Annotated in this window: 23 protein-coding genes; 5 read left to right on the top strand and 18 right to left on the bottom strand. The window is 29.4% G+C overall.

Annotated elements, in window-relative coordinates; all coding sequences use genetic code 11:
* The first annotated feature begins 22 nt into the window (after nt 1-22).
* Both VP90_RS06395 and rpoH read left to right on the top strand, forming a co-directional pair.
* Entirely contained in the window at nt 23-1,003 is a 981-nt protein-coding gene (locus VP90_RS06395; RefSeq protein WP_262590292.1) for an RluA family pseudouridine synthase, read from the top strand.
* Between the two features lie 41 nt (nt 1,004-1,044).
* Nucleotides 1,045-1,938, top strand: coding sequence for an RNA polymerase sigma factor RpoH (rpoH, locus tag VP90_RS06390; RefSeq protein WP_425321971.1), 894 nt, complete (start codon nt 1,045-1,047; stop codon nt 1,936-1,938).
* Here rpoH and VP90_RS06385 read toward each other — a convergent pair.
* The 18 genes from VP90_RS06385 to VP90_RS06300 all read right to left on the bottom strand — a co-directional run bounded on the left by VP90_RS06385 (nt 1,935) and on the right by VP90_RS06300 (nt 17,808).
* Entirely contained in the window at nt 1,935-3,227 is a 1,293-nt protein-coding gene (locus VP90_RS06385; protein ID WP_262590291.1) for an adenylosuccinate synthase, read from the bottom strand. The genes rpoH and VP90_RS06385 overlap by 4 nt on opposite strands.
* Nucleotides 3,227-4,039 (bottom strand): bifunctional hydroxymethylpyrimidine kinase/phosphomethylpyrimidine kinase, encoded by an 813-nt coding sequence (thiD, locus tag VP90_RS06380; protein ID WP_262590290.1) that lies wholly within the window; start codon nt 4,037-4,039, stop codon nt 3,227-3,229. Before thiD ends, VP90_RS06385 begins: the two co-directional genes overlap by 1 nt.
* Nucleotide 4,040: 1 nt before the next feature.
* Nucleotides 4,041-5,372, bottom strand: coding sequence for a phosphoglucosamine mutase (gene glmM, locus VP90_RS06375; RefSeq protein ID WP_262590288.1), 1,332 nt, complete (start codon nt 5,370-5,372; stop codon nt 4,041-4,043).
* A complete protein-coding gene (gene folP, locus VP90_RS06370; protein WP_262590287.1) occupies nt 5,372-6,424 on the bottom strand; it encodes a dihydropteroate synthase in 1,053 nt (350 codons plus the stop codon). Before folP ends, glmM begins: the two co-directional genes overlap by 1 nt.
* Before the next feature lie 6 nt (nt 6,425-6,430).
* Entirely contained in the window at nt 6,431-8,338 is a 1,908-nt protein-coding gene (gene ftsH, locus VP90_RS06365) for an ATP-dependent zinc metalloprotease FtsH (protein ID WP_262590286.1), read from the bottom strand.
* Between the two features lie 63 nt (nt 8,339-8,401).
* Nucleotides 8,402-9,424, bottom strand: coding sequence for a tRNA lysidine(34) synthetase TilS (tilS, locus tag VP90_RS06360; RefSeq protein ID WP_262590285.1), 1,023 nt, complete (start codon nt 9,422-9,424; stop codon nt 8,402-8,404).
* A complete protein-coding gene (gene ybgF / locus VP90_RS06355; protein ID WP_262590284.1) occupies nt 9,384-10,388 on the bottom strand; it encodes a tol-pal system protein YbgF in 1,005 nt (334 codons plus the stop codon). The genes tilS and ybgF overlap by 41 nt, the downstream gene beginning before the upstream one ends.
* A 78-nt stretch (nt 10,389-10,466) precedes the next feature.
* Nucleotides 10,467-11,003, bottom strand: a complete 537-nt coding sequence (gene pal / locus VP90_RS06350; protein WP_425321981.1) for a peptidoglycan-associated lipoprotein Pal — start codon at nt 11,001-11,003, stop codon at nt 10,467-10,469.
* 106 nt (nt 11,004-11,109) lie between these two features.
* On the bottom strand, nt 11,110-12,450 hold the full coding sequence (tolB, locus tag VP90_RS06345; protein WP_262590282.1) for a Tol-Pal system beta propeller repeat protein TolB: 1,341 nt from the start codon (nt 12,448-12,450) through the stop codon (nt 11,110-11,112).
* 12 nt (nt 12,451-12,462) lie between these two features.
* Nucleotides 12,463-13,326 (bottom strand): energy transducer TonB, encoded by an 864-nt coding sequence (locus tag VP90_RS06340; protein ID WP_262590281.1) that lies wholly within the window; start codon nt 13,324-13,326, stop codon nt 12,463-12,465.
* Between the two features lie 5 nt (nt 13,327-13,331).
* Complete coding sequence (tolR, locus tag VP90_RS06335) at nt 13,332-13,748, bottom strand: protein TolR (RefSeq protein WP_075506058.1); 417 nt, start codon at nt 13,746-13,748, stop codon at nt 13,332-13,334.
* Nucleotides 13,749-14,423 (bottom strand): protein TolQ, encoded by a 675-nt coding sequence (tolQ, locus tag VP90_RS06330; protein ID WP_262590280.1) that lies wholly within the window; start codon nt 14,421-14,423, stop codon nt 13,749-13,751.
* Between the two features lie 53 nt (nt 14,424-14,476).
* Complete coding sequence (locus tag VP90_RS06325) at nt 14,477-14,968, bottom strand: crossover junction endodeoxyribonuclease (RefSeq protein WP_262590278.1); 492 nt, start codon at nt 14,966-14,968, stop codon at nt 14,477-14,479.
* On the bottom strand, nt 14,968-15,693 hold the full coding sequence (locus VP90_RS06320; protein ID WP_262590277.1) for a YebC/PmpR family DNA-binding transcriptional regulator: 726 nt from the start codon (nt 15,691-15,693) through the stop codon (nt 14,968-14,970). The genes VP90_RS06325 and VP90_RS06320 overlap by 1 nt, the downstream gene beginning before the upstream one ends.
* Nucleotides 15,694-15,700: 7 nt before the next feature.
* Nucleotides 15,701-16,504, bottom strand: a complete 804-nt coding sequence (locus tag VP90_RS06315; RefSeq protein ID WP_262590276.1) for a TIGR00282 family metallophosphoesterase — start codon at nt 16,502-16,504, stop codon at nt 15,701-15,703.
* Nucleotides 16,501-17,046 carry a 5-formyltetrahydrofolate cyclo-ligase gene (locus tag VP90_RS06310; RefSeq protein ID WP_262590275.1) on the bottom strand — a complete coding sequence of 182 codons (546 nt, stop codon included), beginning with the start codon at nt 17,044-17,046 and terminating at the stop codon, nt 16,501-16,503. Before VP90_RS06310 ends, VP90_RS06315 begins: the two co-directional genes overlap by 4 nt.
* A gap of 4 nt (nt 17,047-17,050) precedes the next feature.
* Nucleotides 17,051-17,497: a cell division protein ZapA gene (locus VP90_RS06305; RefSeq protein ID WP_262590274.1), complete on the bottom strand. Its 447-nt coding sequence runs from the start codon at nt 17,495-17,497 to the stop codon at nt 17,051-17,053.
* Nucleotides 17,485-17,808, bottom strand: a complete 324-nt coding sequence (locus tag VP90_RS06300) for a 5-formyltetrahydrofolate cyclo-ligase (RefSeq protein ID WP_262590273.1) — start codon at nt 17,806-17,808, stop codon at nt 17,485-17,487. The genes VP90_RS06305 and VP90_RS06300 overlap by 13 nt, the downstream gene beginning before the upstream one ends.
* A gap of 53 nt (nt 17,809-17,861) precedes the next feature.
* Here VP90_RS06300 and tkt point away from each other — a divergent pair, with 53 nt between their 5' ends.
* From tkt to VP90_RS06285, 3 genes are read left to right on the top strand one after another with little or no spacing between them, the layout of a single operon-like run.
* Nucleotides 17,862-19,820: a transketolase gene (tkt, locus tag VP90_RS06295; RefSeq protein WP_262590272.1), complete on the top strand. Its 1,959-nt coding sequence runs from the start codon at nt 17,862-17,864 to the stop codon at nt 19,818-19,820.
* A gap of 2 nt (nt 19,821-19,822) precedes the next feature.
* Entirely contained in the window at nt 19,823-20,830 is a 1,008-nt protein-coding gene (gene gap / locus VP90_RS06290; protein ID WP_262590271.1) for a type I glyceraldehyde-3-phosphate dehydrogenase, read from the top strand.
* The gene (locus VP90_RS06285) at nt 20,830-22,005 is read left to right on the top strand and encodes a phosphoglycerate kinase (protein WP_262590270.1); all 1,176 of its coding nucleotides are present in this window, start codon (nt 20,830-20,832) and stop codon (nt 22,003-22,005) included. Before gap ends, VP90_RS06285 begins: the two co-directional genes overlap by 1 nt.
* Nucleotide 22,006 lies beyond the last annotated feature (1 nt).

The following is a 22,006-nucleotide window of genomic DNA, read 5'->3' as shown; positions in this document are numbered from 1 at the left end:
TTTAGTATTAATATTATACTTTATGGAAAAAAGCATTAATTTTATAGTTGAAGAAGAAGAAAAGAATTTAAGAGTAGATGTATTAATTAACAAAAGAGACGAAATTATTAGTAGAACCAGAGTTAAAAATTTAATTTTAAAAGAAAAATTAAAACTAAATAATGAAATAATTAAAAGTCCATCTAAAAAAGTTTCGATTGGTGATGTTGTAAATCTTACGATTCCAGAACCAGAGATTGCATCTCTAAAGCCTTATGATTTTAAATTGAATATCGTTTATGAAGATTCTGATTTATTAGTAATCGATAAACCTTCAGGAATTATAATGCATCCTGGAGCAGGCAATTATGACAAAACAATTGTAAATGCATTGATGCATTATAATAAAGAATCTTTATCAACTATTGGGGATGAATTAAGACCTGGAATTGTCCATAGAATTGATAAAAATACTTCAGGTTTAGTTGTTGTGGCAAAAAATAATGAGACCCATGAAAATTTATCAAAACAATTCAGTAAGCACACAATTATTAGAGAATACCAACTTTTAATATGGGGAAAGCTAAGACCATCTTTTGGTAGGATAGAAACATTTATTACTCGTAGTTCAAAAAATAGACAACTTATGGAAGTGAGCAGTTCAAAGGGTAAGAAAGCTGTAACGAACTATAAAACAATTGAAATATTCGAAAATAAAAAAATACCAACGTTAAGTTTAGTCGAATGCAAATTAGAAACTGGTAGAACTCATCAAATCAGAGTGCACATGAATTATAAAGGAAATAGTTTAGTTGGTGATGATAAATACAAAAAAAAATATAAAAAATTAAAAAATGTTGATTTTGACATTCAAAATTCAATTACAAATTTAAACAGACAATTTCTACACGCAAAGACTTTAGGCTTTGTTCATCCTAGAACTCAGAAAGAACTGATTTTTACCTCAATTTTGCCTCAAGAACTAAATAATATTTTAAAAATGCTTAGAAACACTGAAGAATAAATTATTGAAAATTAAGTATAATTAACTAAATAAACTCTGCTATGAGCACAACTATGAGCAACAATCTTCCTACACTTTCCAATGAGGGTGGTCTTTCTGCTTATTTAGAACAGATTAAAAAATTCCCAATGTTGGCTGCAGAAGAAGAATATATGTTAGCCAAAAATTGGAAAACAACTGGAAATATTAAAGCTGCTGAAAAATTAGTAACTAGTCACTTAAGATTAGTTGCAAAAATTGCTATGGGATACAAAGGCTATGGTCTGCCAATTAATGAAATGATTTCAGAAGGAAATGTTGGTTTGATGCAGGCTGTTAAAAAATTTGAACCTGAAAAAGGTTTTAGATTAGCAACTTATGCTATGTGGTGGATTAAAGCATCCATCCAAGAATATATTTTAAGATCTTGGAGTCTTGTAAAAATTGGAACAACAACTGCTCAAAAAAAATTATTTTTCAACTTAAAAAAAATTAAAAACCAAATATCTCCTGAAACTGAAGGTGATTTAAGGGATGAACACGTAAACCATATTGCCAACAAACTTGATGTGAGTAAAGAAGAAGTTGTTTCAATGAACAGAAGACTTTCTGGAAAAGAGTTTTCATTGAATGCTCAAGTTGGAGAGGATGGTGATGAATGGCAAGACTGGTTAGTAGATAAAGAGCTTGATCATGATTTAAAATTTGCTCAACATGAGGAAATGGAGCAAAGAAAAGACTTATTAAAAGATTCTATTACAGTGCTTAATGATAGAGAAAGAGAGATATTGTATTCAAGAAGACTTAATGATGATCCAACTACCCTGGAAGATTTAAGTAAAAAATATAAAATTAGTAGAGAAAGAGTTAGACAAATAGAAAATAAAGCATTTGAAAAACTTCAAAAACAAATGCTACTTCTTGCTAAATCTAAAAATTTATTACCTGCAAATTAAGCTTCAAAAGGATTTTCAATTAAAATAGTATCATCTCTTTCAGGACTAGTAGAGACGCTTGATATTTTTGCACCTATAAAATCTTCTACTGCAAAAATATATTTTTTTGCATTATCAGGTAATGAGTCCATATTTTTAATTCCACTAGTAGATACTTTCCAGCCTGGAAAAGATTTGTAAATTGGTTTTATTTTAATTTGATCCTCTACAGCAGCAGGCAAATAATCTAATTTTTCTCCATCTAGTTCATAAGCAATGCATATTTTAATTTCATCTAATTCATCAAGAACGTCCAATTTTGTTAAAGCTATACCATCTATACCTGAAACTTTAATTGTTTGTCTTACTAGAACACCATCAAACCACCCACATCTCCTTTTTCTACTTGTAACAGTTCCAAATTCTTTTCCACGTGTGCCCAAAAGTTCACCTACTTCATCAGTTAGTTCTGTTGGAAAAGGCCCTTCCCCTACTCTTGTTGTATAAGCTTTTGTAATTCCTAAAACATAGTTTATTGAATTAGGACCACAGCCTGTTCCAGTAGCTGCGCTCGAAGCAACTGTATTAGATGAAGTTACAAAAGGATAAGTTCCATGATCTACATCAAGTAAAATACCTTGGGCACCTTCAAATAAAATTTTCTTTTTTTGCTTTTTAAATTGATCAATTTTAAGCCATACAGGCTGTGAAAATTTTAATATTTTAGGAGCAATTTTGAGTAAATCAAATTTAAGTTGATCTTTTTCAAAAATTTTTTTTCCAAGTCCTTTTCTGATTGCATTATGATGTATCAATACAGAATCTAATCTTTGATCTAAATTTTTTTCTGATCTTAAATCCATAACCCTTATTGATCTTCTTCCTACTTTATCCTCATAAGCAGGACCAATTCCTCTTCTGGTAGTTCCTATTTTACTTTTTCCTGCCGTATCTTCTCTAATTTCATCCATTTCTCTATGGAATGGCAAAATCAGATTTGCAGATTCTGATATTATGAAGTTATCTACATCTACTTCTACACCTTTAGATTTAATCTCTTCAATTTCTTCCAATAAGGCCCAAGGATCTACAACAACACCATTACCAATTATTGATATTTTACCTTTTCTAACAATGCCAGATGGAAGTAATCTTAGCTTATAAGTAACGCCATCAATAACAAGAGTGTGGCCCGCATTATGACCACCTTGAAATCTAATAACTACATCTGCCTGTTCAGATAACCAATCAACAATCTTACCTTTTCCTTCATCACCCCATTGAGATCCAACAACAACTATGTTTTTCATTAATTAAATTTTTTATTTACTTTTATAGAAGTGAGATGGTTAATTGGACCATGACCTCTTCCATAATTTGGGTTTGTTTTAATAGCTGAATTTACATACTTAATTCCAAGCTCACAAGATTTCTTTGCTGGTTTTCCACACGATACAAATGTAGTGACTGCACTTGATAAAGTACAACCTGTACCATGAGTATTATTTGTTTTATAACGCTTACTATTAAAAATCTTAATATCTTTTTTATTAACAAAAACATCCTTAACTATTTTATTTTTTGAATGTCCACCTTTAATAAGAACATTTTTAGCTCCAAATTCCATAAGCTTATTTGCAGCGTAAATCATATCTTCAACAGATATGATTTTTGTTTCAGTCAAAATTTCAGCTTCAGGAATATTAGGGGTAACTAGTGAAACTTTTTTTATTAATTCCGATTTTAATAACTTAATTGCTTTATTATCTATTAATTTGGCACCACCTTTTGCAACCATGACAGGGTCTAAAATAATACTTTTAACTTTAATTAAATTTAATGCTTTAATTACCATCTTGATAACATTAGATGAGTGTAACATTCCTATTTTGATTGCATCAGGCTTAATATCTTTTGAAGTAAAAACTATTTGATTGAAAATTTCTTTTGGATTGATGCCTACTATTGATTTCACACCTGTAGTATTTTGAATTGTAACTGCAGTTATAGCTGTCATCGCATAAGAACCTAGAGCTGTAACAGTTTTAATATCAGCTTGTATACCAGCCCCACCAGATGAATCTGAACCCGCAATAATTAAAATTTTCGAATTTGGTTTCAATTTATTTTATTTTTTTGGATATCATGTTTACACATCTGGATAAAAGTATTTTATTATCACTTTCTGCCATCACTCTAATTTTAGCTTCTGTTCCCGATTTTCTAACTAAAACTCTTCCCTTACCATGAATTAATTTTTCTGCGAGTTTTATAACTTTTTTTATTTCAGGTTTATTAATAATATTTTTATCTTTAACAGTTATATTTTCTAATAATTGAGGAGTTTTCTTAAAACTCTGAAAAAATTCACTCGTTTTTTTACCTTTTCTCAGAGCAAAAAGAACTTCTAAAGCTACAAGCAACCCGTCTCCAGTTGTTGCAAATTTACCTAAAATAATATGTCCTGATTGTTCACCACCTAAATTAAATTTATATTTTTGCATTTTTTCTTTAACATATCTATCGCCTACATTAGCTCTTAAAAATTTTATTCTTTTAGATTTTAAATATTTTTCCAATCCATAATTCGACATTAGAGTTCCAACAACACCACCTTTTAACATTTTTTTATTTTTCCATCTTGCAGCTAAAGCAGCTATTATTTGATCACCATCTACAATGTTACCTTTTTCATCGCACATTATAATTCTATCAGCATCTCCATCTAAAGAAATGCCAATATGAGCTTTATATTTTTTTACAGCTGTTCTAATTTTTCTTGGAAAAGTTGAGCCACAATCTTTATTAATGTTTAAACCATTTGGGTTTACACCTATTGCTATAACTTTAGCGCCTAATGATTTTAATAACTCAGGCCCTGCTTTATAACCAGCACCATTGGCACAATCTATAACAATTCTTAATCCTCTTAAATTGAACTCTTTTGTGAAATTTTTTTTTAATATTTTAATATATTGTTTAGTACCTGTTTCTAATCTTTTAACTCTTCCTAACTTTTCAGGACTGGAAAGGTTATTTGATATTTTTTTATCTATAAGAGCTTCTATTTTTTTTTCTATTTTATCTGATAATTTCATTCCATCAGGACCAAATAATTTTAATCCATTGTCATAATGAGGATTATGAGAAGCTGTAATCATAATACCCATATTAGCCTTCATTTCTTTTGTAAGCATAGCTAATCCATTGGTTGGTAAAGGACCCAATGTGTAAACATGCATGCCTGCAGAAGCCAAACCAGAAACAAGCGCAGGTTCAAGTGTATATCCTGACAATCTTGTATCTTTTGCTATTATTGCTGTTTGTTTTTTTTTCTTTTGGGATTTAAAATATGTACCACTAGCTAGTCCAAACTTGAAAAACATATCTCCATTAATATTTTTACTATTAATAGCTCCTCTTATTCCATCTGTTCCAAAATATTTTTTTGCCATTATTTATTTGTTATCTCTTTAAAAACTTTAATTGCTTGCATAACTTCATTAACATCATGAATTCTTAAAATCTGAACTCCTTGTGTCATCAAATATAATGATGACGATATTGTTCCTCCAATTCTAGTAAAGCTATCATTTTTTTTGGAAATATCTCTAATAAATCTTTTTCTAGAATTTCCTACAAGTATAGGAAATCCTAATGAATGAAAAATAGAAACACTTCTGATTAAATTCATATTATGTTTCAGTTTTTTTCCAAACCCGATTCCAGGGTCTAAAATTATATTGTTATGTTTAATACCTTTAGACCTTAGAAGTTTTATTTTCTCCTCAAAAAAATCATAAATATCTAGTAATTCATTATTATATTTTGGATTTTTTTGCATATTTTCTGGTGTTCCAAGCGTGTGCTGAATGACAAAAGGAACTTTATTTTTTTTTAATACGTTTATTGTTTCTGTATCAAAACTTAAGCCTGAAACATCATTAATTAGTTTTACACCTAATTTAATTCCATTTTTCATTATATCAGATTTTCTAGTATCCAAAGAAATCGGAATTTTTTTTACAATAGATTTTAAGATTTCATTAATTCTTTTCCATTCATCTTCTTTATTTACTATCTTTGAACCTGGTCTTGTTGACTCTCCTCCAACATCGATTAAATCAGCGCCATCGTTATATAGTTTAAAAGCATGACTTATTCCTCTTTGTTTTGTATTAAATTTTCCTCCATCAGAAAAACTATCTGGGGTAAGATTTAAGACACCTAGTATATTTGGAACTTTTTTAAATTCTAAGTTAGAAAAATTTTTTTTTTTAGTTTTAATTTTTTTTAAATCTAAATTAACTTTTTTCTTTAAATCATTTGGTAAATATTTTATTTGATTAATTGAAATTTTTTTCTTTGATTTTCTAGTTATTATTTCAATATGATCAAACGATATTTCCTTAATTTGATGTAATGGTATGGCTTTTTTTTTACTTACTAAAATTTTTGATTGATTACCATAATAGAAATTACACGCTCTTGTGTAATATCTTTGCATTATAAATTAATGAACAATTTTTGGTTTTAGACCCATGGCTCCTAAAGCCGAGTCATGATCATCTTTTGAGTCTTGATTTTCTAAAATTTTATCTTTTGGATATAAGTTTTTGTTAATTATGTTCTCAATCTCTTCACCTGTTAAGGTTTCGTAAGTAATTAATGCTTTAGCAATTTTATGTAGATCGTCAATTTTCTCAGTCAAAATTTTCTTTGCTTGATTATATCCTTCGTCGACTAGTTTCCTAATTTCCTTATCAATTTTTTGAGCAACTTCTTCAGAAACTGATTGTGTTTGAGTAACAGATCTACCTAAGAAAACTTCCTCTTGATTTTCTCCATACTCAACTGGACCCATTTCCTCACTCATACCATATTTAGTTACCATCGCTCTTGCAAGTTGAGTAGCTTGATTAATATCTGAACCACTTCCTCCACCTGCTCCTGTAGAAATGTTATCTTTTCCAAAAATTAATTCTTCTGCAACTCTTCCTCCAAAACAAACTGCTAGTCTAGCTTTTAAATATTTGATTGAATATCCATGTTTATCTCTTTCTGGTAAATTCATAACCATTCCCAAAGCTCTTCCTCTTGGAATGATAGTGGCTTTGTGAATTGGATCATAACTAGGCATATTAAACGAGACTAAAGCATGGCCACCTTCGTGATATGCGGTAAGTTTTTTTTCATCCTCAGTCATTACCATTGATCTTCTTTCAGCACCCATTAATACTTTATCTTTTGCCTCTTCAAATTCTAATAAAGTTACAATTCTTTTATTTTTTCTAGCTGCTAATAAAGCAGCTTCATTGACTAAGTTAGCTAAATCTGCTCCTGAAAAACCGGGGGTCCCTCTTGCAATAGTTCTTAAATTTACATCGGGTGCCATCTTAATTTTTTTCACATGGACTTTTAAAATTTTTTCTCTTCCAATAATATCTGGGTTTGAAACAACTACTTGTCTGTCAAATCTTCCAGGTCTTAATAGTGCTGGATCAAGAACATCAGGTCTATTTGTTGCTGCAATTATTATAACTCCCTCATTAGTATCAAACCCATCCATCTCTACTAATAATTGGTTTAAAGTTTGCTCTCTTTCATCATTTCCACCACCTAAACCTGCACCTCTACTTCTTCCAACTGCATCTATTTCATCAATGAATATTATGCACGGAGAATTTTTTTTACCTTGTTCAAACATATCTCTTACTCTTGATGCTCCAACACCAACAAACATTTCAACAAAATCTGAACCAGAGATAGTAAAGAAAGGAACTCCTGCTTCACCTGCAATAGCTCTTGCTAACAAAGTTTTTCCCGTTCCTGGAGGTCCAACCAATAAAGCACCTCTAGGTATCTTTCCACCAAGTCTACTAAATTTTTTAGGGTCTTTTAAAAATTCTACAATTTCTTCTACTTCTTCTTTTGCCTCTTCTACTCCAGCAACATCATTAAATGTTACTTTGCCTTTAAGTTCATTCATCATTTTAGCTTTTGACTTGCCAAATCCCATTGCTCCACCTTTTCCACCTTGCATCTGTCGCATAAAAAATATCCAAACAGCAATTAATAAAAGCATTGGGAACCAAGAAAGTAGTACGCCAAATAAAGATGGCATTTTTTCTTCTAACGGAGCTGCTGAAATACTTACTCCTTTGTCTGATAATTTTTCAATTAAATTTGGATCGTTTGGAGCATAAGTTGAAAATGAATTTCCATTTGAGTAAACACCCTTGATGTTGTTTCCCTGTATCTCAACTTTTAAAACTTCTCCATTTTCAACTGAAGTTAAAAAATCTGAAAAAATTATTTGATTTCCTCCTCTAATATTTGATTGAGGATTTTTAAACATGTTATAAAGACCAATAGTTAAAAAAACTATTATTCCCCACATAGCCAGATTTTTAAAATTCATGGTGTAAAGATAAGAATTATTGCAAATTAAACAAGTGACAAAATAACTATAAATTTAGTGATATTAACGCTCTTTATATACAATTACAGTTTTCTTGATTTTTTTTATTACACAATTCCCAAGTGTAGACTTAAAAGTAATTTTACTCTGTAGATTTTCTAAAATATTAGTAATTTTTTTACCTCTGGGCGGAAAATACTTTTTCCCAACTAACTGTAAGATCTTTGAAAATGACCTGAACAAAACTTCTTGAGGAAAGTTAAAAAATTCTTCTTTTAATACAACTTTATTTTGAGAAATAATCGAATTTTCTTTTAAATTTTTTTCACAAAAAAACTGGATTGATTGGTCGACACTTTTTAAATTACTAATTGATAATTTAAATTTACTTTTATCCAAACCTTCACTTTCAAGATTTTTAATTAAATTTCTTACTCTCACTCTTGTAAAAATTTCATCTTCATTTGAAGGGTCTTCTACATATTTATTAAACACCTTTTTTGAGATGTAGATTAAATCTTTTTTTTCAACGTTTATTAAAGGTCTTAAGATATTTGCGTTATTAATTAAAGTCGTTTTGTCTAAAGATACGATACCCTTTAAACCACTACCTCTTAAAAGCCTAATTAAAAAATTTTCATAAACATCATCTTCATGGTGACCAAATAAAATATGATTAATTTTAAATTTTTTTGATTGGTTAATTAAGAGATTATATCTTTTTTTTCTTGCAAGAGATTGGATATTATTTTTGGGTTTTTTCCCATTCCATTTTAAAATATCTAAATCTATAGAAAAATCCTTCAAAAGATTTTTTACAAATAAAGCTTCTACCGATGAATTATTTCTCAATTTATGGTCAACTAGAAAATATTTGATTTTTAAAGATTTTTTAATTGAATAAATTTTTGAAAAAAAAGCTAAAGCAAGGCTATCGGGGCCACCTGATACAGCAACTGTAAAATCGTTATTTAACTTTAAATTATTTTCAAATTTATTATAGATTTTATAAATTCTTTTATCTCTTAGCTTATTAAGAAGTTGTTTATGAATCTTGCTTGACGCATTCAAATTTTTTAGACTCATATTTTGCTTTTTGTATTACAGACTGATTTGCGTTTGGATACTGCAACTCTACACCATTAATCATCTTACAGCCTTGATCTTTTTCACCAATTTGAACCATTGAAACTCCAAGTTTTAATAAATTTATTGGAGCTTTCTTTCCTTTAGGATATTTTTGATATCCTTCGAGATAAGCTGAAGCAGCATCAGTATAAAGTTGTCTTATTCTGAAAGTTTCTGCATACCAATATTGAGCACTACCTGCTAATTCATCTTCAGGATTTGATAACACAAATTCTCTAAAAGCTCTTTCTGCTGTACTGTAATCTCCAACTTTTAAGAAACTTGTTGCAAATTCATATTGTTCTTTTGGAGTTAAATCTATTGGTAAAATTTTATCTTCAGCTTGAAAAGTTTCTTCTACAATAGAAGCTGTAGTATCAACCGATTGAATCTGTTGATTCTCCTCTGAAGTTTCCATATCTTTATAAGAAATTGTACCTAAGTCCTGAGGCTGCGAGCTTCCAGGAAGAATTTGCTTCTCAATTTTAGGCGCAGAACTGAGTTGTTGACTGCTATCAATTACATTAACAGAACTTAAATCATTTTCTATATCTTGAAACCTTATCTGATTATCAGACTGTAGCTTGGATACTCTGTTTGAAAGTTTATCAAGCTTAAAATTAATTTCCTCAAATTTATTAGTAAGTTCTCTAAACTGCTCCTCTACCTCTGATAACTTTAACAAATGTCTAGTTAAGACATCCTCAGAATTATTATCAAGACTTGATACTGATTGATTATTTGTTGTACTTTCTATTTCTATTGATCCTGAGTAAACGGCTCTTTCAAGAGTTTTTAAATCTTTTTTAATTAAATCTAAAATTTCATAAATATTATGGTTATCTGAGTAAGCAATTCCCGAAAAAAAGAAATTTAATATTATTATTAAATTAAATAATGTTGATCTAAAAAGTGATCTCATTAAATTTTTATATGATTATAAAAAGGCAAAAAAAAGACCCTAAAAGTTTTTAATTTTAGGGTCTTTTTTAAAAATTCTTTAGTTTGCTTTAACAGTAACTGATCTTCTGTTTTTAGACCATGCTAAAGGATTTGATCCTGAGTCAACAGGTCTTTCTTTACCATAACTGATTACAGTAATTCTGTCTGATGAAACACCATAAGTCATTAGATAATCTTTTGCAGCGTTAGCTCTTCTTTCTCCAAGTGCTAAGTTATATTCTCTTGTTCCTCTTTCATCTGCATGACCTTCTAAAACTACAGTGATGTTAGAATTTTCTCTTAACCAAGCAGCTTGAGCTCTTAAAGTTTCTCTTGAAGCTGTAGTTAATATAGATTCGTTGGTTGCAAAGAACACTCTATCAGCAACACCATCTGCTAAATATTTTACGCTATCTGTTCCAACGTAAACGTCTCCTTGCATTTGACCTGCAATTTTTTCAATTTTAGTTACTTCTTCTTTAGTTTCTTCTTTTGGCGCCTCTACAGCTACCTCTTTTTTTGTTGCACACGCTGTTAAGATTATTCCAGCTGAAATAACTAATAACGTGTTTTTGAAAATTTTGTTTAATCTCATTAATTTGCTCCTTGCTGCTTTTTCAAATACTATTTTTTTCACAACTAATTAGATGTTTCAACCCTAAAAATCAAGAAATTTCATCGTATTTAAAGATAAAATGATATTAATTACTTAATAAAGCCGACCAAGATGGGTCGGATGCGTCCGTCTCAGTTGTTATCAATCTTTCATTATACCCAGTTAAATCAATAGACCATAATTTAGCGGAAAAACCTTCGCCTTTAGAATTAGTTTTAGTCTCTCTATAAAATATCAAAACTCTTCCATTGGGTGACCAAGATGGGGCCTCTTGATAATAGTTTTCTGTTAACAATCTTTCACCAGTTCCATCTGTTCGCATCACTCCAATATAAAACTTTCCTTTATGTAATTTTGTAAATGCTATTAAATCACCCCTAGGAGACCAAACTGGTGTTCCATACAAACCATTACCAAAAGAAATTCTTTTCACATCACTTCCGTCATTTTTCATTACATAAATTTGTTGGTAACCACTTCTGTCAGAGTTGAAAGTTATATATTTTCCGTCTGGAGAATAAGAAGGTGATGTATCAATTGAAGGATGATTGGTTATTCTCTCTACCAATCGAGTTTCTAAATTCATCGTATAAATATCTGATTTTCCATCTTTTGCGAAACTCATGATTATTTTTTTACCATCAGGTGAAAATCTAGGAGCAAATGTCATTCCAGGAAAATCTCCAACAACTTCTTGTGTTCCTGTTTCAATATCTAAAAGATAAACCCGTGGCATATTTTTAAAATAAGATAAATAAGTAACCATTTGACTTGCAGGGTTAAATCGTGGAGTAAGCACAAGCTCATTTCCTAAAGTTAAAAATTTATTATTAGCACCATCTTGATCCATTATGGCTAATTTTTTTATTCTTTGCGTTTTTGGCCCTTCTTCAGCTACATAAATTATTCTTGTATCAAAATACCCTTTTTCTCCGGTTAATCTTTCATACACTTTATCTGATATTATATGCCCAACTCTTCTCCAATTTGTTGGTACAGTTGTAAATGCTAAAGCCATCATCTCTTTTGCAGCAAGCACATCCCAAAGTCTAAACTCAACTCTTAATTTATCATTAATAAAATTTACTTTACCCGTAATAAGAGCTTGAGCTTTAATTAAATTCCAATCCTCAAATCTTGGCTTTAAATTTGCTATATCTGGGGCTTGTAAAAATGCTTTTTTATCTAAAGGATTAAATAAACCTGAAGTTCTTAAATTATTTTCAACAATTAATGATATTTCAGATCCAATGTTCTCTTTATCTAAAATTTGCTCAAAATTCTTTCTAGATGTTTCATCTATTGACAATGGTGAGACTGCTAGTGGAAGAGGGTTTAAGTTTCCCCTTGTAATATCAACTTCAATTAACGCTAAAGCTTTTATTGGAAAAAAAACAAAAATGAGAATTATAAATTTTTTAATCATAAATTCTTTATACTAACCTCCTATCATCTCTCTTGCATCAAAATTTAATTGTAATTCTTTCCATCTCTCATAACCAGAAGCTGGAACTCTCAAAGGTTGACATAATCTTACTGCTCTTAAGGCACTTTCTGCTAAGACTTTATAAAAACCTTGTCCAGGTTTATTCATTCTAGCATGATCTAATATCTCAGTTTTTGTTACTGAACCATCTGGTTTAAGTTTTAATTTTATTCTGACTAGTAAATTTTCGTCATATGGCAAACCTAAAGGTATGCTCCAACAACCAAATATTTGGGCCTTTAATGCATCTTCCTCACTTAAAGTTAGTTGAGAGTTTTCAATGTTTCTTACTTGATCTTGAGTAACATCATTATTGGTTTTCACTTTTTCCGCTGTTTCTTCTTTTGATTTATCTATTAATGCTGCAATGTTGTTTGGATCAAATAAATCTTTTTTTTCAAACTCAGATACTTGCTTTACTTCATTATCTACCTTTTCAGGATTTTGTTTTTTTTCCTCTTTAGTCTTTAACTTTTTAACCTCTTTATCTGGCAAAGGGACAGCTTCCGGATTTTGTTTTTCTATCGTTTTGTTTTTTTTCTCTGAGACAACAGTCTTTGTTTTGGTTTTTTTTACTTTTTTAGGTGGAGCTTGTTCTGAAACAAGTTTTTTTTCTTTTTCTTTTACTTTTTCAATAATTTTTTTTGCTTTAGGCGCGAAAGGAATATTTGTTTCTTCTGTTATTTGAATTAATTCAACAGAAACCATGGGTGGAAGGTCTATTGGTTTTTTTGATAGAAAAGGCAAACTTAAGGCTGTAAGGACAACTAAAGATATGTGTAAAGCTGAGGATATAGCTATACTACTACTCTTCACCGTAACTACCTTTGTTTAAGAGGCTCAGAGATTAAAGCAACTTTTGTAAAACCAGATCCAGATAATAAACCCATTATCTCTAAAACTCTTCCATAGTTTATTGTTTTATCACCTCGTACATAAATTCTTGTGTCAGTTCTATTTTTTGAAACAGCTAAAACTTTAGCGATTATATTGTCATACTCTACTTTTGATTCTTGGATAAAAATTTCACCTTTAGCATTAATAGATAATGTTAAAGGTTCTGTTTCCTCAGGCAAAGAGTCTGCCGAACTTTCAGGTAGATCAACTTGAACACCAACTGTTAAAAGTGGTGCAGTGACCATGAATATAATTAATAGAACCAACATCACATCAACAAAAGGAGTAACGTTAATCTCACTCATTGGTTCTTTTGATGAGCGATTTAGTTTAAAGGCCATTTAAATTATTGTTAAAAATCTTTTAGAAAAATTCTCTAATTTTTCTGAGTATTTTTTTGCGTCTGTATTAAATTTATTGTAAGCAACTACTGCAGGTATAGCTGCTAAGAGTCCTAATGCAGTTGCAAATAATGCTTCGGCTATACCAGGTGCAACTATTGCAAGACTAGTATTTCTTGAAATAGCAATTGACTGAAAAGAATTCATAATGCCCCAAACTGTTCCGAACAATCCAATAAATGGTGCAGTTGAACCAACAGTTGCTAAAAAAGTAAATCCTTTTTCAATCTTTGACATTTCTTTTTCTATTCCACCTTCAAGGAAGGCTGTCATTCTTTCACCCAAATTTGTTTTGGATTTTTTCTTTAGCAAGTTTTCCATGGCATTTTGAAACACCAAAGACATTGGGTCATCTAAATTATTTGGTAAACTATTATAAAAATTTTCAGCAGATTTAGAGTTCCAAAATTTTTCTTCAAATTCCTCAGAAGATTTATTTATTTTTTTAAAAAGTCTGTATTTTTCTATAATCACGGCCCATGAGTATACAGAGCAAAGTATAAGGCTAATCATTACTGCTTTAACAATTATATCTGCTTTTAAAAATAAGCTAAAAAGTGAAAAATCAGTATTTGTTCCTAAGTCTAATGCATTTGTGGCTATATCTGCTTCCATAATCACTCATCACACTTAATTGTGTCATGAATTTGGCTATATAAATTTAAAGATTATTCATTTTTGTATGTTTCATGAAAATAACTGGCTATCAGAATTGCATCAGCTTTATTAGAGTCTTTTTTTTTAGATAAATTTGACGAAAAATAAGGAAATATTTCAATAGCTCTTGTCCTGCTAGCATCCTTTTCTGAATTAATTAAGTTAAAATATTTTTTCCATTTTGCTGGTCTTACAAAATAAATTGGCAACTGCATTGCACTGCAAATACCTTTTAAAATTCCAAAAGATTGACCAAAATTAAACATACTAGTTACACCTTGACCTGGCATAGCTGAAACTTGTTCTATAACAACTTTAATATTTTTTTTTTCATATGTTTTTATTCTAAAAGAAATTTCATTATATATTTGAGATCCATTAACCTGCTTTTTATTTTTTTTCCCTTCAGTCATTGTTGGCATCTCAAGCACATCTTTAATTATTCCATCCTCTAAAAAACATATAGATCCTGATATTCCTGGATCAATTCCTATTATTAACATTAAATATTTCCCAAATTTACGTTTGAAAAAACGTTCTGAACATCATCATCATCTTCTAGATTTTCTAAAAACTCAATCACACTCTCTTTTTCATCATTTTGAATATCAACACTATTGATTGGCACCCACTCAATCTCTGTGGAAATAAAATTTGCAATTGTATTTTCTAAATTTTTTTTAACATTATAAATTTCATTTGAAACACATTGAACTTCATGAAATTCCTTGTGAGAAATACATTCCTCTGCACCAGCTTCTATAGCCAATTCAAAAATTTTGTCTTCTGATATTTCATTTTTATCAATCTTTATTATCCCAAGTTGTTTAAAGTTATGAGATGCTGATCCTTGCGTACCTAAACTTCCACCAGATTTTTGAAAAATGGTTCTCACATTGGAAGCTGTTCTATTTTTATTATCAGTTAAAGTTTCAACAATTACAGCAATTTTGTTTGGTCCAAATCCTTCATATCTCAAATTTTCAAAATTTGCACCAGATGCAGCAGAAGATTTATCTATTGCTCTTTCTATATTATCTTTTGGCATATTTGCTGATCTAGCAGCCTGTACTGCTGATCTTAATCTTGGGTTCATTGCAGGATCTTTGTCTCCGAGCTTTGCAGCAACAGTAATTTCTTTAGACAACTTTGAAAAAATTTTTGAACGTTGCTTATCAGCTTTTCCTTTTTTATGTTTAATACCCGCCCAATGAGAATGACCTGCCATATCTAAATTAAAAATTTTTTAATTTTTCTCCAAATATATAACTATTAATATCTTTAGCTAAACCAGTATTTATATCACAATCAACAATAACACCAGACAAAGTCCCTTCTCCAACTGCAGGAAAATGTTTGACTGAATCTTTTTTAAGAAATCTATTTAATGAATTTTCTTTATCCATTCCAATTACAGAATCGTAATCTCCACACATCCCAGCATCTGTTTGGTATCCAGTGCCATTGTTTAGTATTCTGGCATCATTCGTTGGTACATGTGTGTGAGTTCCAACAACTAAAGTTGCATGACCATCAAAAAAATGGCCTATAGCATTTTTCTCACTGGTAATTTCACCATGAAAATCAACCACTAATAAATCGTAGTCATCTTTAAATTTATATTCACTTAAAAATTTTTTCGAAGTTTCAAAAACATCATCACACTTTTTCATAAAAACATTACCCATGAGGTTAAGTACCCCAACTCTTATATTTTTATCTGTTTTGAAAATTTGAAAACCTCGACCAGGGGCAGGCTCAAAAAGATTTTTAGGACGTAACAATCTCTCTTCTTTTTCTATATACTTCATGATTTCTTTTTGATCCCAAACATGATTGCCAGTTGTGATTACGTTAACACCGCAGTTATAAAAATCTCTGCAAATTTCTTCTGTCAAACCAACTCCTTGGGCTGCAGCATTTTCACCATTAGCTATAACAAAATCAATTTTTTTTGATTTAATTTCACTAAGTAAGCTACTAGTAAGTTTAGAACATCCTGAAATACCTACAACATCACCTAAAAATAAAATTCTCAAAATATTAAACCTCTTTCAGTGATTATTAAATCAAGCTTCTTATCATAATTGTTAACTGGTACCTCTTTTAATTCTTGGAAAGAAAAAGAAAATCCTATTTTAAAGACCTTTTTTTTATTTTCAATTTTTTCAATATAACGATCATAAAAACCACCGCCATAACCCAATCGATTAAATTGCTTATCAAAAGCTAATAGTGGAACTAGTAATATATCTGGATAAACTTTCTTTTGAGATAATGGTTCAATTATCCCGTATTTATTTATCTTTAATGGATTATCTTTGGACCATTCATAAAAGTCCATTTGGTTATTTTTCTTGATGATTGGTAATGAGGTAATTTTTTTATTTTTACTAAATAAATTTAAAACTTCTAAATCATCTATTTCATGATTGCATGGATAATATCCTCCAACAATTTTTGTTTTAAGCTCATTATCCCTTAGAAATTTTATTAATTTTAAAGAATTGATTTTCAAATTTTCATTAAAATTTTTTTTTCTAAGTGATGTTATCTTTCTTCTTAATTTAGATTTATTCACAAATTTATTGAGATAAATTTTCTTGTTTTGCTTTTTCAACAAAACTTGAAATTTTCTCTGCAGCAGTATCAATTAAATCTTCATATTTTTTTTGATTAGTTTCAATCTCGATTTTTAATTTGTCATGATTTAAATTTAACTCTTTTATTTCTTCTTCTTTTTTATCCTTATATTCATAAATTAGAGTTTTTAATTCTTTAAATTTATTTGATAAATCTTTTAATTCTTTTTTCTTTTGTTCAACTTTCTTTTTTGTTTCGTAGTATTCATCCATTATTTTAACTGCTGTAATTAATAAGAGTTTATTCTCTCCTAAGTTACCAAGATCGTTTTTTAAATGATTAAATTTTTGGTTTATTTGTATTAACAATTCTTCTAGATGTTCCTCTTGTCCGTCATCACAAGATAATAAAAACTCTTTATTATTAAATTTAATACTTACATTTGCCATTTATCAATCTCTTCTAACAAAGTATCGGTTTCTTGATTTAATTCATCGATTTTCTCAGAAAACTCTATTTGTTTTCTTTCTTCAACCTTTTCTTTACTTCTAAGCTCATCTAATCTTTTTGACAAAATTTCGTTTTGATCTGATAGTTCTTTATATTTTTTTTCTAGCTCATTTTTTTCAATCTCTAATTGATTTTTTTGCATGTTAAGATTTTCAATATTATCTTTCAAATCTGGATTAGTTAGATCTAAATTTTTTAATTCTTCTAAAGCTAGATGAAGTTTTTTTTCTTTTTCGTTTATAGAATTCATATATATATAATTATAATATTAAATAGAATCTTCTTAGTCTAGTCAGGATAATTTTGAGTAAAATACATAACGATTTAGCGAATTGTATCAGATTTTTATCTATTGATGCAGTCCAAAAAGCTAATTCTGGTCACCCTGGGATGCCAATGGGTATGGCAGATGTTGCGACTGTACTTTTTAGGTATTTTTTAAAATTCAATCCTCAAAATCCAAATTGGACAAATAGAGATAGATTTGTTTTATCAGCCGGGCATGGCTCAATGCTTCTTTATTCTTTATTATACCTAACTGGTTATAAAAGTATTTCTTTAAATTCGATAAAAAAGTTTAGACAACTAAACTCTATTTGTGCGGGCCATCCAGAGTATCATCCAAAAACTGGAATTGAAACAACTACTGGTCCTCTTGGACAAGGAATAGCAAATGCAGTTGGATTTGCAATAGCTGAGGAAGTGCTCAAAAAAAAATTAGGTAAAAATCTAATTAATCACAAAACTTATGTTCTAGCTGGTGATGGTTGCTTAATGGAAGGTATTAGTCACGAAGCAATGAGTTTAGCTGGTCACTTAAAATTAAAAAATTTAGTAATGCTTTTCGATAATAATAATATTTCAATAGATGGTCCAACAAGTCTTGCTGTATCAGACAATTTTAAAAAAAGATTTGAAAGCTATGGATGGGATTACATACTAGTTGATGGTCACAATGAAAATCAAATTTATAGAGCTTTAAAAAGAGTTCAAAATGCAAAAAAACCAACAGTAATTTCTTGTAAAACAAAAATTGGATATGGTTCTCCAAATAAATCTGGTAAGTCGTCTTCACATGGTAGTCCTTTAGGATTAGATGAAATTAAACTAGTAAGAAAAGTACTTAAATGGAAATATAAACCTTTTGAAATTCCAAATAAGTTATTGAACCAATGGAGAGCCATAGGAAGAAAGGGTCAGTTAATTGAAAAAAAATGGAACAAATTAACTAAAAAACAAAGTCAGCAATTCAGTCTGATCAAAAAAGATAGCTTTAAAAATGTTTTAAATTCAGAAAAGAAACTTGCAATCAAAGAACCTAAAAGCTTAGCAACAAGAAAATGTTCTGAGCTAACTTTAAGTGCATTAACCGATTCAAATAACAATCTTATTGGTGGTTCTGCAGATTTAGCTGGATCAAATAATACAAAAACAAAAAAACATAAAATTATTACACCAGGAAATTTTGATGGAAATTATATTCACTATGGTGTCAGGGAACATGCGATGAGTGGGATAATGAATGGAATCGCACTCCATAGTAATTTTATTCCTTATGGTGGAACTTTTTTAATATTTTCTGATTACTGTAAACCATCAATAAGATTATCAGCTCTAATGCAACAAAGAGTTATTTATGTAATGACACATGATTCAATTGGCTTAGGTGAAGATGGGCCAACACATCAACCCATTGAGCAATTATCTGGTTTAAGATCAATTCCGAACCTAAATGTATTCAGACCTGCTGACAGAATTGAAACAATTGAATGCTGGGAGCATGCATTAAAAACTGCAAAAACTCCAAGTGTCTTGTCTTTAACAAGACAAAATTTAAATCCAATCAGAAAAAAGTATTCCTCAAATAATAAATGTTCACTTGGCGCTTATGAAGTGCTTAGAACAAATAAGAAAATTAAATTAACAATTTTAGCAAGTGGTTCAGAGGTAAATCTTGCAATCGAAACGAGTCATAAACTTGCTAAAGATAAAATTTATTCTAAGGTTATTTCGGTACCTTGTATGGAGCTTTTTGACAAGCAAAGTAAAACTTATAGAAATAAAATACTAAATGAAACCAAAAATAAAATCTCTATAGAAGCTGGCTCTAGTGATTGCTGGAAAAAGTATGTTGGAGAAAATGGAAAAAATTTTGGAATTAATGAATTTGGTAAAAGTGCACCGTTTAAAGAAATATATGAATATTTTGGGCTAACAAAAGAAAATATAACTAACAAATCAAAAAATTTAATTAAAAATTAATTATGACAATTAAAGTTGGAATTAATGGAATGGGTAGAATTGGTCGAATGGTAGTTAGATCAATTATAGAAAGCCAAGATAAAAAAATAAAATTACAACATATAAACAATCGATCAAATTCTGAGACTACTTGTACATTAACAAAATACGACTCAATTCATGGTAAATTTGATGCTGATTTAGATTTTGATGAAAATCACTTAATAATAAATAATGAAAAAATTACATTTTCACAGGAGTCTATTATTGAAAACATAGACTGGAAAAAATTTGATGTTGATTATGTTTTTGAGTGTACAGGAAAATTTAATTCTAAAGAAAAACTTTTAGCTCATATTAAAAATGGAGCAAAAAAAGTAATAGTATCTGCGCCATGTAAAAACGCAGATAAAACTATTGTATTTGGTGTAAATGAAAAAGATATAACCAGTAAGGACCAAATAATCTCAGCCGCATCATGCACCACAAACTGTTTGGCTCCAGTTGCACATACACTAAATGAAAATTTTGAAATTGAAAAAGGGTTCATGACCACTATCCATGCATTTACAAGTGATCAAAGAATTCTAGATAATTCTCATAAAGACCCAAGAAGAGCGAGATCGGCAAGTCAATCAATTGTCCCAACATCTACTGGTGCATCAAAAGCAATTGGCGAAATAATTCCTAGCTTGAAAGGTAAATTAGAGGGAGTTGCAATGAGAGTACCTACCCCAAATGTTTCACTTGTAGAATTAGTTTTCTGTACAAAAAAAAATATCAACAAAGAAAATATAAATAAATCATTTGAATTAGCATCAAAAAATAATCTTAAAAATGTATTAGAAATCACTCATGAAAAGTTAGTATCAATAGATTTTAATCATAACCCTGCATCTGCGATTGTTGATGGATCTCTTACCAATGTTGTTGGAGACAATATGGGCAAAATTTCAGCCTGGTATGATAATGAATGGGGTTTTTCAAATCGTATGTGTGATATTGCAGAATTTATTCATCAAAATTTTTAATGCAAAGTGTTTCCAAACTAACCAACCTACAAGGTAAAAAAGTTATTTTAAGATTGGATTTAAATGTCCCTCTTAATAATGGTGAGATAACTGATACAACGAGAATTGACAAAGTTCTTTCAACAATCGAATTTTTATTAGAGCAAAATTCAAAAATAATTATCTTATCTCACGTTGGTCGACCCAAAGGAAAAATAATTAAAGATCTTTCGTTAAAACCAATTCAAAAAGATATAGAAAAAAAATTAAATGAAAAAATAAAACTTGTTGAAAAAAATATTTATGAGATAAAAAAAGATATGCTTGATAATTTTAATGAAAAAATTTTATTAATTGAAAATATTAGATTTTATCCAGATGAGGAAAAAAATAATACTAATTTTGCAAAACATTTAGCAAGCTTAGGTGATATTTATGTAAATGATGCTTTTTCATGTTCACATAGAGCGCACGCATCTGTCTGTGAAATTTCAAAATTTTTACCATCTTTTTCAGGGTTGCAATTAGATTTAGAGATTAATGCACTAAAAAAAATTACATCTAGCATAACTAAACCTGTTACTTGCATAATAGGAGGATCTAAAATTTCTACTAAAATTAATATTATAAAAAACTTAATTTCAAAATTTGACAATATAATAATTGTAGGCGCAATGGCGAATAACTTAATTGAACACGATGGATACAATATTGGAAAATCTCTTAAAGAAGAAAATGTTAATTCTATAGTTAATGACATACTCTCATATTCAAAAGAAAAAAAATGTAATATAATTTTTCCAGAAGATGTAATAGTGGCAAATGATTTAAATGGTCAGCCTAAAATTAAAGAATTGAATCAAATTAAATTAGATGAAATGATTTTAGATATAGGTCCAAAAACTGTTGAAAGTATATGTAATATTATTGATAATACTAACACAATATTATGGAACGGTCCTGCTGGATATTTTGAAAATCCTAATTTTGCTAATGGAAGTGCTGCAATTGCAAAAAAAATAGTTGAAAAAAATAAAAAAGATAAAATTTACTCTGTTGTAGGTGGTGGAGATACCGTTTCATTAATTAATTCATTAAATGCTGTTAAAGACTTTAATTTCGTTTCAACTGCAGGTGGAGCATTTTTGGAATATCTTGAAGGAAAAGAACTTCCTGGTATAAGCGCTTTGAATTGAT

The organism is Candidatus Pelagibacter ubique HIMB140 (assembly GCF_025558165.1).
Lineage (GTDB): Bacteria > Pseudomonadota > Alphaproteobacteria > Pelagibacterales > Pelagibacteraceae > Pelagibacter > Pelagibacter ubique_T.
The sequence above is the reverse complement of the archived record's forward strand: the minus strand, read 5'-3'. Positions and strand labels throughout refer to the sequence as shown.